Raw genomic sequence first — 14,863 nt, forward strand, 5'->3', positions numbered from 1 at the left:
AAATTATTGTATTAATTTTGAAAAATAATAATCTCTTTTATCTGCTATTGGCTTTGCTCCTGATTATCTCATGTTCGGAAAAACAGAAGATGAAGATCAAGGAAAGGCATAAACCCGCGATTACCATTCTTATACAGCCATTTAAAGATGTTAAACCTGAAAGTTTGGAAACCGTGGCAGAAGGAATTAGGGAGGTTTATCCGAATGTCAAAGTGCTTGATGCTATAGATTTTCCGGAAAATACTTATTATAAAGAGAGAAACCGGTACAGGGCTGATTCAATTATCAAGTTCTTGAGTAAAAGGACAAAAGAAGGTTTTGTAACGATAGGATTAACCTCGAAAGATATTAGTGCTACCAGAGGGGAAATCAAAGACTTTGGAATCATGGGATTGGGATATACTCCCGGAAAGGCCTGTGTAGCATCAAAATTTAGGTTAAGTAAAGAAAATTCTGATGAACAGTTTTTTAAAATAGCCATTCATGAGCTTGGCCATACGCAGGGGCTTCCACATTGCCCGGAAAAAATGTGCTTTATGAGAAATGCAGAAGGTAAAAACCCTACCAATGAGGAAACCGGGTTCTGCAAGAAATGTAAAAGTTTTTTAATCAAAAAAAATTGGAAATTCAGTTCAATATGAAGACAGTATATATAGATTTTACAGACATAGGCGATTATGAAGATTTTTACGCCCAATTAAAGGAAAAAATTCAGCTTCCTGAATACTTTGGGGATAATCTTGATGCGCTTTATGATACCATTACAGGAGACCTGGAAATGCCACTCCACATTGAATTCGTAAATATGACAGTAGATCAGCTTGAAATTTTCGAAGATCTGCTTACCAGTTTAGAAGATGCTGAAGAAGAAGTTGAAGACTTTAGTTTCAGTTATTATCTGGAGCAATATGAAGATGAAGACGATGAGGATGTAGAATCAGAAGAAGAAAAATAAACGAAAAATAGAAAGAGGTTGTTTCAAAAATAGAAACAGCCTCTTTTTTTGATCTGTGGTTTTATTTACCATGTGATGCAAAATTGATTAAAAAATAAAAACCTGCAGAGTTTTCTGCAGGTTTTTATAAGTCTATTTGTCTTGTTACAGATTCACTCTTTCTTACAAGAACGTTGAATCAAAATAAAAAGGAAGAAGATCTTTTACGGCGTGTACTTTTACAACCTCATCATTCATGCTTGAAAAATAGAGATCAATGTCTTCACTTTGTTTTGTTTCATATTCTATTAAACTCTGACGGCATGCTCCGCAAGGAGGAATTGGCGGATTGCTTTCATGAAATTCTTTAGGACCTCCTACGACGAAGATCTTTTTTATTTTCACATCCGGAAAATTAGCAGCTACCCAAAAAAGAGTGGTTCTTTCAGCACAAAGTCCTGATGGAAATGCAGCATTCTCCTGATTATTGCCGGAATAGATTTCTCCATTTTCCAATAATACGGAACACCCTACCAAAAATTGGGAATAAGGTGCGTAAGCGTTTTCACGAGCCGCTTTGGCTCTTGCTAATAATGTATTTTCTATATCACTCAGCTCACTGCTATTTTTAAAATATTCGTAACTGATCTGTATGTCTTTTTTCATATATTGTAGACTAAAAAAGGGGGGTAAAATTACTTCTTTTTAATGAAGTGGGCAATATTTATTCTTCTGGAGTTAAGTTGAATTTTTTTAAAAAGATAAAATGTTATATACACCAATACAATTCAGAAATGTAGAGCTAAAAAACCGATGGGTAATGTCACCTATGTGTATGTATTCATGTGAAAACGGAATGGCCAATGATTTTCATTTTGTACATTATGGAAGCAGAGCACAGGGAGGCACAGGACTGATTGTGATAGAGGCTACAGGAGTAGAACCCCGGGGAAGGATTACCAATCATTGTATGGGAATCTGGAATGATGAGCAGGCGGAAAAACTACAGAGAATAGTAGAGTTTGTACATACCCACTCAGATTCCAAAATAGGAATCCAGCTGGCACATGCTGGTAGAAAGGGCTCTACCTGGAACAATCATCAGATCTCTATTGAAGAAGGCTGGGAAACGATTGCTCCTAGTCCTATTCCTTATCATCCTTCAGAAAGAATTCCACATGTGCTGACTACTGATGAGGTAAAAGGGCTTGTGCTCAACTTTAAAGAGGCAGCAAGAAGAGCTGTAAAAGCAGGTTTTGATATTATTGAACTTCATGGGGCACACGGATATCTTATCCATCAGTTTCTTTCGCCACTTTCCAATATAAGAACCGATGAATATGGCGGAAGTTTTGAAAACAGAATCCGTTTTCTGTTGGAGATTGTAGAGGCCGTAAATGAAGAACTGAATGCAGAAACGGCACTTTTTGTAAGGATTTCCGGAACAGAATATGCTGAAAACGGATGGGATATTGAAAGCAGTGTGGCTTTAGCTAAAGTTTTAAAAGACTATTCCGTTGATCTGGTAGATGTATCGAGTGGAGGAAATATTCATGGAGCTAAAATTTCAGTTTTTGATGGCTATCAGGTTCCATTTTCTTCACAGATAAGAAATGAGGCCGCTGTTAAGACAGGTGCTGTAGGTTTGATTACTGAAGTCGAACAGGCTGAAGAAATCCTTCAGAATGGAAATGCCGATCTTATATTTGTAGCACGGGAAATCTTGAGAAATCCATACATAGCGGTTCAGGGGTCATTTGAGATGAAAGAAGAATGTTTTTTTCCTCATCAATATACAAGGGCGAAAATCTCATCATAAATACGTGTAATATAGTTTAATACTGCAGAAATGGATATTGAAGATTTCATGCTGACCTGTCCCAGTAAAAAATTTCTGGGAGTAGAATGCCTTGGGTGTGGTGCTCAAAGAGCTATTGTGCTGGTATTTGAAGGAAAGTTTTCAGAGGCTTTTCATATGTATCCTGCCGTATATACTTTATTATTGTTTTTCTTTACCCTTGGCTGGAGTTTCATCGACAAGAAAAGAAAATATGGTGTTGCTTTAGGGATTATGGTGGTAATCAATCTTTTAATTATGATTGCCGCTTATATTTATAAACATAATATTTTTGAAACCGTTTAACGTTTTGTAATTAATTGTTAATCATTCTTATAATGGTCTACAGAAGACTGAAAAATCCAATATGAAAACTTTCCTGTTGTTTGTTTTGTTTCCGGTGATTCTATTTTCACAAACGAGTACCATGATGAAGAATCTGGATGATACTCAAAAGAAAATTCTTTTGAACCTGGTAAAAGAAGATGCTAAAGTATCCATTTTCTCTATACAGCATCAGCAATACCTTGATTCCATTCTTATTATTTTACCTAAAGAAGCCTTTTTCTGGCAACAAAAAGCAATGCCGCTGTTCAAACAAAAAAAATATGAATTGGGTATGGTATATCTGAATAAAGCCGTTGAATTAGATAAAACCAATCACTACAAAGAATACAGGGCATTTATAAAATGTGTATTTCAAAAAAATTATACGGAAGCCCTGAATGAATTTAAAGCTCTTTCAGAAGAAAATGAGAATGGAGTTATTATGGATCATCCCTATACGTTTTGGATGGCTTTATGTTACCTGCAGTTAAATCAATTTGATATATCCAAAAGATATATGGAAAAAGCTGTTGCTTTCGGAAAGAAATACAATGAGGTGAATCCTTATGAAATGTTTTATCTGGGAGTTATAGAATATGAAAAAGGTAATTATCAGGAAGCCATAAAAAATCTGGATATATCCTTGAAGTACTATAAAGATTTTGCTGATGCTAAATATTATAAAGCTTTGTCATTAGCCAGAACTGACAAAAAAGAAGAAGCCGGCAAATTACTTCTGGAGTCAAAAGAGAATTTTGAAACAGGAAAATCTTTCAATGAAGGAAATTCTTTATACGAGACGTTTCCCTATCAGGTTTCCAGGCTTAGCTACATCAGTATGGAGGCATTGTAAAAGAAGAACAGCAAATCATCAATAAAAACATATGAAATTATTGAATGAAATATAAGCTTAAAATCACAGAGTTAGAGGAGAAATCCTCTTGAATTAGAATTCAAAATCCGGCAAAAAGTCGTAGAACTACTACAATTTATGAAACTGTTGCTTAAAAACTTTTTAGATTAGAACATGAACTCTATCTTTGTTATATAAATCCTATATACGGGAACAATCATTAAGGATAAAATTTAAGAAATGGCAGGAAATTCAAGAGGAATCTTAAAATTCAATGGAGGTGAAGGTCAAAAGTTATTAAAGCTTAATTACAGCGTATCAAGAGCTACAGATGTTTCAGGACGTGTAGCATCTGATCCGACAAACGCCCTTATTAAAGTAACGATTGAAGCAACAGAAAAATCTGATGTTTTGGAAAGCTTACTCAACAGCAAATACAAGCCTACAAACGGAGAAATTAATTTCAATAAATCTCATGAAGAGGGAACATTGATCTCTTTAAAATGGGAGAATGGATATGTGATCCAGCACGAAGTAGATTTTGATGCTTTAGACAGCAACAATATGCTGATCAGCTTTGTCGTTAGTGCAGAAAGTATTACGTACGGAAATTCATCTTATGACGGACTTTGGCCTATGAGCTAGGTTCTCAGTGTTGAGATATAAAAAGGCTGTCCTCTTAAGACGGTCTTTTTTTACCTATTATAAAACCTGATTTCAGGGATTATTATTTACTAAGTCCCGTTTTATAAAAAAATTAAAAACCTTAACAAATCACTACAAAATATGTCAAACACATCTGGAAGAAGTGCAGGATCTTTTCGTCCGACACAAAATGCAGACGGTGTATCTGAAAATCACCATACTGGAATTAACCGCCTGGTAAAGCTTTCTTTGGTTATAGAAGGAAAGATGATCAAATACTATAAACACTTTAAACTTAAGCAAAGTACAAGACGCCACCATGAGTTTACCCTTACTCTGGCACATGATGCGCTGGGAGACAGGCAAACCCATTCACTGGAAGAGGCTAATAAGTTTCTGGGTAAGCGTCTTACGGCAGTACTCTCCTATAAAGACATAGACAACAGTCCGGAAAGAACTTTTGTGGGAGTTATTACGGGAGTAGGATTCAGCCAGGAGAAAATGAGTCTGGGAAATGTCGTGCTTACGGGTTGTAGCCCAACCATTCTGCTTGATGGGGCACCACATATTCAGAGTTTTGGAGGTACTCAGCCTGTTAATATGGGAATTATTGCTGATGAAGTGATTAAACAGGGGATTGACAAAGGTCGTTTTGATATCAGGGTGGATGCCAATAATTTTTCACAGATTATCTACAGCAGCCAATATGACGAAACCCATTACAATTATCTGGCGAGGATGGCAGAAGCCTATGGAGAGCAATTCTATTACGATGGGGAAGTGCTTCATTTCGGAAAACTGCCTCCACAAAACAAACCTATTGTATTGACTTATGGAAGCAGTGCCAATGATATAAAGGTTGACCTGAAAGCTGTTCATACCCGACCGCAATTCTATGGCTACAACAGTAATAAAGATGAAAAGCTGAGTTCAGGATCTACCCCGATTAAGCATGTAGGGGATCTGGCTAAAACAGCATACAGCCATAACGATTCTATCTATAAAACTCCTGCATTACAAATAGCTCCTGTAAAAGCAGCTACGCATCTCGATGTTGAATATTCGCAGAAAAGCGCTTCAGGAAGTGAAGCGGTAAATGTTTTTTCTGTCTCAGGAAATACAACGGTTCCTTTTCTGCATCCCGGATGTGTAGTAGATATGCAGATGCGTAAACCGGATTCTAATGAAACCTCTTATTTCACTAGAATTATGATTACAGAAGCAGAACATGAAATTGATACTATAGGTCATTATCAGGGAAGCTTTGTAGGAATAGCTTCAGATACGGGATTTCTTCCCAAACCGGAATACACGGTTCCAAAAGCAGAGCCACAGACCGCAACGGTAATCTCCAATACGGATCCTGAAGGACAAGGAAGAATACAAGTGAGATTCGACTGGCAGACCAATGACACTACCCACTTTATCCGAATGATGAGCCCTGATGCCGGAGGAACGGATCAGATTTCTCAAAACAGAGGATATGTAGCCATTCCTGAAGTAGGAGACCAGGTGATGGTTAATTTTGTTCACAGTCATCCGGACAGACCTTTCGTAATGGGAGGAATGTTCCATGGAGGGGTAGCGTTAGGGGGAGGTGTTAATAACCATTTGAAATCAATACAAACCCGAAGTGGGATCAGAATCTTAATGAATGATCAGGAAGGAAGTGTAACGATCCTTGATCCAAGTGGCAATAGCTATTTTATGGATGGTAAAGGAAATATCAGCATGAAAGCTCCGAAAAATTTCACGTTAAATGCCGGTGAGAATATCAATATCAGTGCAGGAAAGGAAATCTCTGTGAGTGCAGGGGCAAGCATTACCAGTACTGCCAATGAAGATATTATTTCTACCGCAGGAAAAGATATGAAGCTAACGGCATCGGGGGATATCACAGAATCTTCGGATACCAGAACAGAAATGGTGGAAAAAGAATTTAAAAGACAGTCTGAAACGTCTAATGAAATAGCCGGTGAAATTTCTATGTTTAGCGAACTTGAGAATATGACCATGCAGAGCGGAAAAATTGTAGAATTCAACAGTGCTGAAAAATCAAAATTATTCTGATATGGCCATTATTAAGACAGCAACCAATATAAAAATAACGGTCAAAGATTCTTATCATCTGAACGTGGGGAAAAAAGTTGAAAAAATAGCAAAGAAGATCAACGTTGAAGCACAAAGAGATAACCTTGTGTTAGCAAGTAATAAGAAAATCATGTCTCATGGGAATAAATAAATTCAAAATACTGATTCTTTTCGTTGTATCTACTTTCTCATTAATAAGTTGTCAAAATAAAAAAATGGAAGAAAAATTTAAATGGACCGGAACATTATCGGCTCCTAAAGAATACCCAATGCAGGCCTATTATGGGCAGATTATCGCAGATGATTATCAGTTTCCATTTTCTGACATCTGGGGAATAGTAGATGGAGGTTGGGGAGAACCCGGAAAATATGGTGGTGGAACAGATAACCTGGTAAAGATTCCCCATACTTTGGAGTTTACCTGGTATTCCCTGGCAGAAAATAAATTTTATGCCGGACATTGGGAGCTTGATACCAAAAAAATCACACACCTATTTAATGAAGGGTTCAGTCAGACCTATTTTGATTCCTTAAAAAAAGGAACTTATGATACGTTTGTAATCGGTTTGGGTCCAGAAGGAAAGCTTATTCTTTGGTTGTATGGAGATGGACATCAGGTAGAGGTAGGAACTTTTAAAGGAAAAGAAATAAAAATTACAAAGGAAGAGGCCTACGACAAGTTTAAATATATATTTGAACCCAACTATAGAGAGGATATCCTGAATGATCCAGGGATAGTAAACCCTATTATAGCCAAGAAAATAAAAGAAGAAGGCTATCCTGATCCTAAGTTATATGAGACTTTTAGAGAAAAATTGAACTGGAGTCCTAAAATTATCCTGCCGGAAGGAAGTACGCTTGAGAAAAGAAATTTGTACATGGCCAACGGGGAACGTGAAAGTACATTGCAGGATCATCCCGAACTTAGCTTACCTTATCAAAAAAGGGCGGTACCTTACCTTTTGTATTTCCAGTGGAAAAATAAAGATGGGAAAAAACAAAGCTCCCAAATTGTATTTACAGGAAACCAGCAATATACCAAAGAAGCCAATACCATATTTAATGGAACCTTTCTTCCGTTGGATTTCGAAAAAACAGATATGTTCAAAACATTTAATGAAAAGCTGGATAAAGAAGCCAATACAGATATTGTAGTGGATATAAGTAATGGAAACGATGTGGAAGTGTATATAGACCAAAATGGTAAGAAGTTTCCTGTAATGCAGACTGCTAAGTATATTAAATATGTTAAACAGCATTAATAAAAGCCTATGTCGAATATAGTTTTTGGAAATTATAATCCCGTAGAAGAAGAACAAGATGAATCAATAGATGCTGTTTTTGGACTTTTCTTTGATGGAACACTTAATAATAAAGTGAACACCAAAGAACGAGAAAGTAATACAAAGATTTATCAAAAACATGGGATTAAGAGTTGGTCTAAAAGACAGCTTAGTGAGAAGAAGGATACCAGCTATGACAATGACTGGAGTAATGTAGCCCGGATGTCAGAAGCTTGTAGTTCAGATTATGGAATTTACATTGAAGGAATCGGAACCGAAAACCGCGGAGAAGATGCCAATGGTGGTTTCGCTTTTGGTAGCGGAGATACAGGTATTCGGGGGAAGGTAAGGAAAGGATGCGAAGAAACCGTTAAGAGAATAAAAGAAAAACTGGGAAGCAAAACTACTGTAAAAGTGCTGACACTGGATGTTTTTGGTTTTAGTAGAGGAGCAGCGGCGGCCAGAAACTTTGTATACGAAGTCAATAAGACAAAATATGCAGCCAAAAAGAAAACATACAGCAAAAGAAGGGTAAATGTTACTTTCTATAGCGATGATGACGGGAATGAGGTTCCTATCAAAGAACTTCCGCCAAGAGGACATTTTGGGTTAAAATTAAAAGAAGCAGGAATTACTGTGGAAAGAATTGTAATTCGTTTTTTGGGAATATATGATACCGTATCCTCTTATCATCCTAATTTTTCTGTAAGCCCTAATTTCAGTAATGATATTGAAGAATTACATCTTGATGACATTACTGCAGCAAAAAAAATAGTTCATTTTATTGCTACAGACGAGCATCGGGAAAATTTTGATCTTACGAATGTTGCTTATGATAAAGACGCTCGTGGTAAAAAACAAGTCCCTGTTTATTATGGGGAAGAAAAAACCTTTCCGGGAGTACACTCTGATATTGGTGGAAGTTATTTATCAGAAACAGAATGGGTTCGGGAAATTGAAACAACATGGACTAGTTTAAATAATCTCAAACCTTTGGAAGATAGGCTTGTCGCTGAGGGCTGGTATACCAGAGGACAGTTGTCCTATATTGGAGGAAATGTGTATTGGGCATTAAAAGGAGTCCGCGAGTTGTTACAGACATATAGTTTTATCCCGTTGACATTTATGACAGAAAAAGCTAATAATGCGAATTGTGTACAGATTTCGATGATTAAGATCAAGAAAGGATACGACTTTTCAAAAGATGCATTATTGGTTCGTGTTGAAAAAAAATTGCGGGAATATGTATTTAAAAGTGGGAACCCTTATGATTTTAAGTGGGTTGCTGATTTAAATAAAAAATACAATAACAACAAAACAAATCCGGACTATATAAAAGAACTGTCAGAACAGAAAGATCTTAGAGATCTAAGAAACAAATACCTCCATTGGTCCGCAGACAGATATGCCATTGGAATGGATCCAAGGTCTAACAGAAAAAGAGTAGTACATTAAATGATCTGAACTGATCAATAATGTGTTTTTGAAGCAGGATAATTATGCAGAAATTTAATAAACATATCGTTCAACAAGAAGAAACTTTAAAAAGCATTGCCGCTTTTTATGACCTGGATACGGATGCTTTAAAGCTATTTCACAATAATCTTTGTCAGGTAAAAGATATGATCCTCATAGAACTGACCGGGCAAAAGGAGCTCTTTATTCCAAGAACGGCAGTAGCAGACAAAACTAAGCTGGTGAAGTTCGGGAGAGGAAACAGCCTGATTTTTCAACCAGGTAATTCATTTTTTAAATATGGGGTGATCATTAATCTGGAAACAGGAGATCATAAAAATGAACTGAAATACGAAACCTCAGTACGCTGGCTGAAAAGTGAAAATAACCTGCATTTTTTTGAAATTGACCGAACCTCTAATCTGTTTCTGAATGCAGAAGAAGTAAATGAGATTGCTGATACCCTGGCCTATAAAACATCAAAAGTTTTATATCCTTTACAGGTAAGTGTAGATCAATATGGAAAATTCAGTGCAGTTGAAAACCTTTCCGTTTTCAGTGAGCGGTGGCCGGATGTTAAAAATGAAGTCTATAAAGAATTTGAAGGAGAAATAGTGGATGAATATTGCAGAAAGATTGAAGCAATACTGGATGAGCCGGATGTAATCAGCCTGTATCTTAAAAATGATTATTTCATCAGAACACTATTCTTCGGAGTCTATCAGCGTTTTGGACAGAATTATCAAATTGAGGGAACAGAAAGTTTTCCTGTTGTAAATAACCCTATAGAGCCCCAGTATAAAATAAAACTGGAGATCGACCCGCTGAAGGATGAATACGATCTTGTGAATATTGGAGGAGAAGGAAAATTGCATGATGAAAGAGATGTATATGACTTTATCAACGAATCACCTTTTTCATTAATTATTGATGATAACCCAACAATCAATCACCAGGGGGATTTCAGGATAAAATATTATCTCAACGGAAAACTCCAGCTTCCCGAATCCATGTATATGGAGTGCAGTATTATGCTGAAGGAAGAAAAAAAAATATCAGTAGTAGTATCCGCCCTGACGGAACAGTAAAAAACAAAATAAAATGAAAATAAAATTAAATCATAAACTTCTTACACTGCTTTTTATGGCCTTTTTTGGCATGTGCTTTGGGCAGAAAGTAGAATTTACCGTACCTAAAAGTATTGAAACATTACAGAATTCTATATTTTATTTCAGTAATGACTTTACAAAAGATGAAGCCAAAGCGGCAGCAGCATCTGATGACAATTTTTCAACGACTGTTGATCTTTATAATTTAAAATACGATACAGACTACAAGAACCCTTATCTGAAACTGGCATTGAAAAACGGAGCAAAACCTAAGCAGTTTATTCAGCAGGCAGTATGGAATGTAACCATGAAAAAAGTGTCCGGGAAAAGTACGAAAGTCAGTGTTTTCCTTGAAACTGTTACTCCGGACCGTTGGTCAAAAAAAGATATTGATGTAAAACAAACCCAGTCTACAGGAAAAGTAGAACAGGAAATCAAAGAATTTCTTTTAAATTATAATGAACCAAAGGTTTCTGAAGCTTTAGAAGCAGCGGCAGATGCAGCTGACGTAGCCGCTACAGAAGCTATGGCCACAGCTCAGGTTGCTGATTTTGAAGCCAGAAATTCAATAGAGAAGGTAACATCAAAAAAATTGCAAACCTTATTCGGTAAAAAGCAGTTTATTTCTCTGCCCGCAACATCCGGAACCTTTACGAAGCTTTTACAGATCCAACCCAGCGAACTTGAATGTGGAGATTGTAAAAACGGGAAATACTCCAGTTGGGATTTTGATGATTTTAATATGATCTACACTCAGATGACGACAGGATTAGAATATTATGCCCTGCAATATTATGGCAGTCAAAAAGTTTCAGGACTACCATATGGTCTGGTATTCAATGAAAGTTCACCCACAGAATGTAAATCAAAATTTGCAAGATATAATGCCCAGCTTTACCAGACAACGGTGGATACCGATGAAAACTCATCAAAGGCACTTACAGTAGTTACTTTTAAGATCAACACCAGTTTTGTTCGTCTTGAATTTGGAAATGAATATTTAACCAGACTTGTTATCTCAAATAAAGAATTCTAACCATGGCTGAAAAACATATTGTAGTACAGGGCGCGATGTGCAAATGTCAGTTTGGACAGGCCCCGGATAAACTCAAGGTGCTTACGCACCAAAAAGAATATGCAAACGATAAAAGTGCATCCAAAAAACTGATCGTTACCACAAAGGAAATAGGAGGTGCCACTTTTGAAAAAAATACATTCGGAAACTGTACAAAAAACGGGGGACCACCACCGCCATGCAAAATAATGGTTACCGAATGGCAGAAGTTTTATGATAAAGTACAGCTTAGTAATGGTGGATTTATCATCCTTGAAGACAGTAAAGCGGTCTGTGCTGTGGCAGGAACTCCATGTATTGAGATTATAGACCATGGGCAGAGAGCCGAAGCCGGGCAGCAGAATTTTAAGAATGCTGATAAAGATGTACAGCAGCAGATCAATCCTTTGGTGAATGCTGAAGAAATGTATAAAAAAGAACCTGTTTATGACACATCAGGTGATAATTCAAAGAATACGGGATGGCAAAAGGAATAAAGAAAATAAATATAGCTACGACTCAGGACAATACAAAAGTGGTAGTCACCCAGGGCGACTTTATAGGAGTTGAGCCCGGAAAACCTATTTGGTTTAAAGTTTCAGAATGGTTTCCCGGTACCCCTGAAGCAGACAAAAAAAAGGAAGTGATCTGGATACGGCAAGACAGTGCACGGCAAAAAGTGATTAACCAGCTTAGAAGACCTGCAGGCTATATATACTGCTATACATTCAGTAAAAAAGAATGTGGAGTTCTCTCTTATTATATAGAAGCAAGCCTGGGAGGAAAACCGGATAAAGTAAATAAAGTAGGAAAATATATCTTTGGACATTGCCCTCCGAGGATTGTAGACTCCAGATGGAGTACTCAGGAAGGGGGAAAAGATGTCAGACAGACATATTATTTCAGCTATGGACATATTATTCACCTTTACCTGGGAACAGAAGGGCTGAATGGAAGAAAAGATCTTATCGTTGAAATCTACAGAAGAATCAGAACAGGAGGAGGAGCAAAAGATGATCCTATGATGAGAAGATGGACAGATGTGGAGGTCAATAATGGGGAGATTAATGTGAAAGTTCAGAATACATCACAATGGAAAGGAACCATCAAGAATATAAAAAATATAGAAGAGCTGTATGTAAAAGTTAAAGATCCCAAGACCGGAAAATATATTGTAGATGATAATAATGATGACATCCACGCAAGGTTTTTAAGGATGCAAAATAACTTGGTGGCTGAAGCACCTCAGCCGCCTCAGAATGTTGTTCCTACCAAAATCTATGCACCGGATAAAAACCTGGCAAGGTATGAACCCTGCAAATTTGAAACAATACAGATCAGCGACATTGTTTTTGAAAAAGATAAAGAAGTTAAAAAGCCAATCATGCTTTTTAATAACGGGGTTGGCGTTAAAAATATAGCAGAAAGAGAAACCATACACGCGACTATTTTTTATGAATTCAATTCTGCAATCATTGAAGGTGACGGAGAAAAGAAACTGAATAATATTCTTCGTTTTTTACTGGAACACCAACATTCTACAATAACTGTAGATGGATATGCCTGTGTGATTGGTAAAATGCAGTACAACCAAAGCCTTTCTCAGAAAAGATCAGATATTGTAAAGAAATTTTTTACGGACGGAGGACTGGACAGCAAAAGAATAAAATCCCTGGGAAAAGGAGAAGTCCATGCTACAGATGATAAAAACGGTAAGGACAACATCAAATATAAAGACGAAAAAGAATATAAAAATAACCGAAGAGTAGATATTTATTTTGATTATTATCCACATGATGCGAATACCATTATTTATCATACCATTGCACCATCTTCATCCACCAAAAGGAATATAACGATAGATGTTTCGGCATTTGATACAAAAGCCTGTTTCAGGAATAATGATCTTCATACCAAAGAAATAAGATTACTGGATGTAGGTCAGGCTATTGATGCCGGAGATAAGGAGAAAAAATTTGCCCCACCCACATTCGATTATCCGATATATTCAGATTTATCCAGAGCAAATGCTCTTCCGCTGCAGTATATCTGGCCGGAAGCAACCACTCCGAATAAAATACAGATGTATGCCCATAGCTGTAGATTTTATAGCAATAAAAAACGTACGACGGTTTTAATAAAAGCCTATCCTGATATCAAATGGGATTTCCATTTTTTCCTGAATCTGAGTAATGATCTAAGCGTTAAATGGCAAAATCTTTCTGCTGCAAAGCATAAGGAGATGCAGAGCAAAGCCGGAAAAATAGGAGCAGAAAAAAGATGGAAACAGACCGAAATAGATTTTGGGGTAACAATGGAAGCCAACTGGGACAGAACAGCCGCGGATAAATATAACGGTCATGCTGATGCCACCTTAAAATTTGAGGATAAAATAAAGTGGATGTATAAAGTCTTTAGCTCACTGAAAGAATTTTCAAAAGGAGTGACAGACCAGACCAAAGGTAAAATCAGGAAAAATAGTTTTACCAGTAAAATGCCGTTAACAATAGAAATGAAACCACCCAATTTCTGTCTGGGAGCAGAATGGATGCTGGAAAGAGGGAAGAAAAATAAAAAATCCCTTTCTACTATTGGAACAGATCTGGAGTTTTATTTCAAAGCTTCTCCGATTGTAGGTATTGAAATGACTATAGACCTCCTTGATATGCTGATTCAGGCCGGAGTAGGAGTGGTAAGCGGAGGAACCGCCAATGTGGCCGCAAAACTGATCCTTGATGAGGTGAGAGCCTGGCTGGCTGATGAAGACCATCCTATATCTCTGAATATGTATATTGACCTGAAGCTCTTTGGAAATCTTTCCGGAGAGTCAAAAATTCGTTTTAATACCAATTCAGACGAAAGTAAAGGAAATGGAAAACTGGAAACTCAGATTGGTATTGAATTGGATGCCGGTATTGAGGTAAAAGCAAAATTTGTAATCATTGTGGCTGAAGCCTATGCCGAAGGTAAAATAAAAGCAACCGGTAAAGCAACTGCTACTTTTGGACATAATCTTATCTATGACCAGAAGAGCAGCACCCAGAAAACTTTATACTACAAACCGGATGTAAAGTTTGATGGTCTTGTAGCCACCGTAGTCGTGAAAGCAAGTGTTGGTTTATATATTAAAAAAGGAATTTTAAAAGGAGACCGGAAAATGGATTTGGCGGATTTTGATAAAACATACGAAATCCTTCCGGAATTCGATGTTATAGAAAAGCTGGAGAAATATACCGGATTCTCTCCAACGATACCGTTCATTCAGCAGGGATAAT

Annotated in this window: 15 protein-coding genes; 14 read left to right on the forward strand and 1 reads right to left on the reverse strand. The window is 36.9% G+C overall.

Features of this window, described 5'->3' with window-relative positions:
• The first annotated feature begins 89 nt into the window (after positions 1–89).
• Both JML65_RS07820 and JML65_RS07825 read left to right on the forward strand, forming a co-directional pair.
• A complete protein-coding gene (locus tag JML65_RS07820; RefSeq protein WP_115918699.1) occupies positions 90–641 on the forward strand; it encodes a Zn-dependent protease in 552 nt (183 codons plus the stop codon).
• Complete coding sequence (locus JML65_RS07825) at positions 638–955, forward strand: barstar family protein (RefSeq protein WP_047492213.1); 318 nt, start codon at positions 638–640, stop codon at positions 953–955. The genes JML65_RS07820 and JML65_RS07825 overlap by 4 nt, the downstream gene beginning before the upstream one ends.
• A gap of 162 nt (positions 956–1,117) precedes the next feature.
• Here JML65_RS07825 and JML65_RS07830 read toward each other — a convergent pair whose 3' ends face one another.
• Positions 1,118–1,600, reverse strand: a complete 483-nt coding sequence (locus tag JML65_RS07830) for a cytidine deaminase (RefSeq protein WP_084085075.1) — start codon at positions 1,598–1,600, stop codon at positions 1,118–1,120.
• Positions 1,601–1,700: 100 nt separating this feature from the next.
• On the opposite strand from JML65_RS07830, the gene namA reads away from it, so the two are divergent.
• The 12 genes from namA (at position 1,701) to JML65_RS07890 (ending at position 14,862) form a co-directional block, all read left to right on the forward strand.
• On the forward strand, positions 1,701–2,753 hold the full coding sequence (gene namA, locus JML65_RS07835) for an NADPH dehydrogenase NamA (RefSeq protein ID WP_202270451.1): 1,053 nt from the start codon (positions 1,701–1,703) through the stop codon (positions 2,751–2,753).
• A gap of 30 nt (positions 2,754–2,783) precedes the next feature.
• Positions 2,784–3,077, forward strand: a complete 294-nt coding sequence (locus tag JML65_RS07840; RefSeq protein ID WP_084085071.1) for a DUF2752 domain-containing protein — start codon at positions 2,784–2,786, stop codon at positions 3,075–3,077.
• Positions 3,078–3,138: 61 nt separating this feature from the next.
• Positions 3,139–3,951: a tetratricopeptide repeat protein gene (locus JML65_RS07845; protein ID WP_143330477.1), complete on the forward strand. Its 813-nt coding sequence runs from the start codon at positions 3,139–3,141 to the stop codon at positions 3,949–3,951.
• 240 nt (positions 3,952–4,191) lie between these two features.
• Positions 4,192–4,596 carry a type VI secretion system tube protein TssD gene (tssD, locus tag JML65_RS07850; RefSeq protein WP_047492225.1) on the forward strand — a complete coding sequence of 135 codons (405 nt, stop codon included), beginning with the start codon at positions 4,192–4,194 and terminating at the stop codon, positions 4,594–4,596.
• A 141-nt stretch (positions 4,597–4,737) separates the two neighbouring features.
• Complete coding sequence (locus JML65_RS07855) at positions 4,738–6,666, forward strand: type VI secretion system Vgr family protein (RefSeq protein WP_202270452.1); 1,929 nt, start codon at positions 4,738–4,740, stop codon at positions 6,664–6,666.
• Position 6,667: 1 nt separating this feature from the next.
• On the forward strand, positions 6,668–6,838 hold the full coding sequence (locus JML65_RS07860) for a hypothetical protein (RefSeq protein WP_156126088.1): 171 nt from the start codon (positions 6,668–6,670) through the stop codon (positions 6,836–6,838).
• A 64-nt stretch (positions 6,839–6,902) separates the two neighbouring features.
• Positions 6,903–7,949 carry a DUF2931 family protein gene (locus tag JML65_RS07865; protein WP_237390810.1) on the forward strand — a complete coding sequence of 349 codons (1,047 nt, stop codon included), beginning with the start codon at positions 6,903–6,905 and terminating at the stop codon, positions 7,947–7,949.
• A 9-nt stretch (positions 7,950–7,958) separates the two neighbouring features.
• Complete coding sequence (locus tag JML65_RS07870; protein WP_202270454.1) at positions 7,959–9,425, forward strand: phospholipase effector Tle1 domain-containing protein; 1,467 nt, start codon at positions 7,959–7,961, stop codon at positions 9,423–9,425.
• Between the two features lie 44 nt (positions 9,426–9,469).
• Positions 9,470–10,513, forward strand: a complete 1,044-nt coding sequence (locus JML65_RS07875; RefSeq protein ID WP_202270455.1) for a hypothetical protein — start codon at positions 9,470–9,472, stop codon at positions 10,511–10,513.
• A 13-nt stretch (positions 10,514–10,526) separates the two neighbouring features.
• Entirely contained in the window at positions 10,527–11,570 is a 1,044-nt protein-coding gene (locus tag JML65_RS07880) for a hypothetical protein (RefSeq protein ID WP_202270456.1), read from the forward strand.
• 2 nt (positions 11,571–11,572) lie between these two features.
• Positions 11,573–12,085 (forward strand): DUF4280 domain-containing protein, encoded by a 513-nt coding sequence (locus JML65_RS07885; RefSeq protein ID WP_047492247.1) that lies wholly within the window; start codon positions 11,573–11,575, stop codon positions 12,083–12,085.
• Positions 12,070–14,862 carry an OmpA family protein gene (locus JML65_RS07890; RefSeq protein WP_202270457.1) on the forward strand — a complete coding sequence of 931 codons (2,793 nt, stop codon included), beginning with the start codon at positions 12,070–12,072 and terminating at the stop codon, positions 14,860–14,862. Before JML65_RS07885 ends, JML65_RS07890 begins: the two co-directional genes overlap by 16 nt.
• Position 14,863 lies beyond the last annotated feature (1 nt).

The sequence above is a fragment of the Chryseobacterium sp. KMC2 genome (genome assembly GCF_016756935.1).
Lineage (GTDB): Bacteria > Bacteroidota > Bacteroidia > Flavobacteriales > Weeksellaceae > Chryseobacterium > Chryseobacterium rhizosphaerae.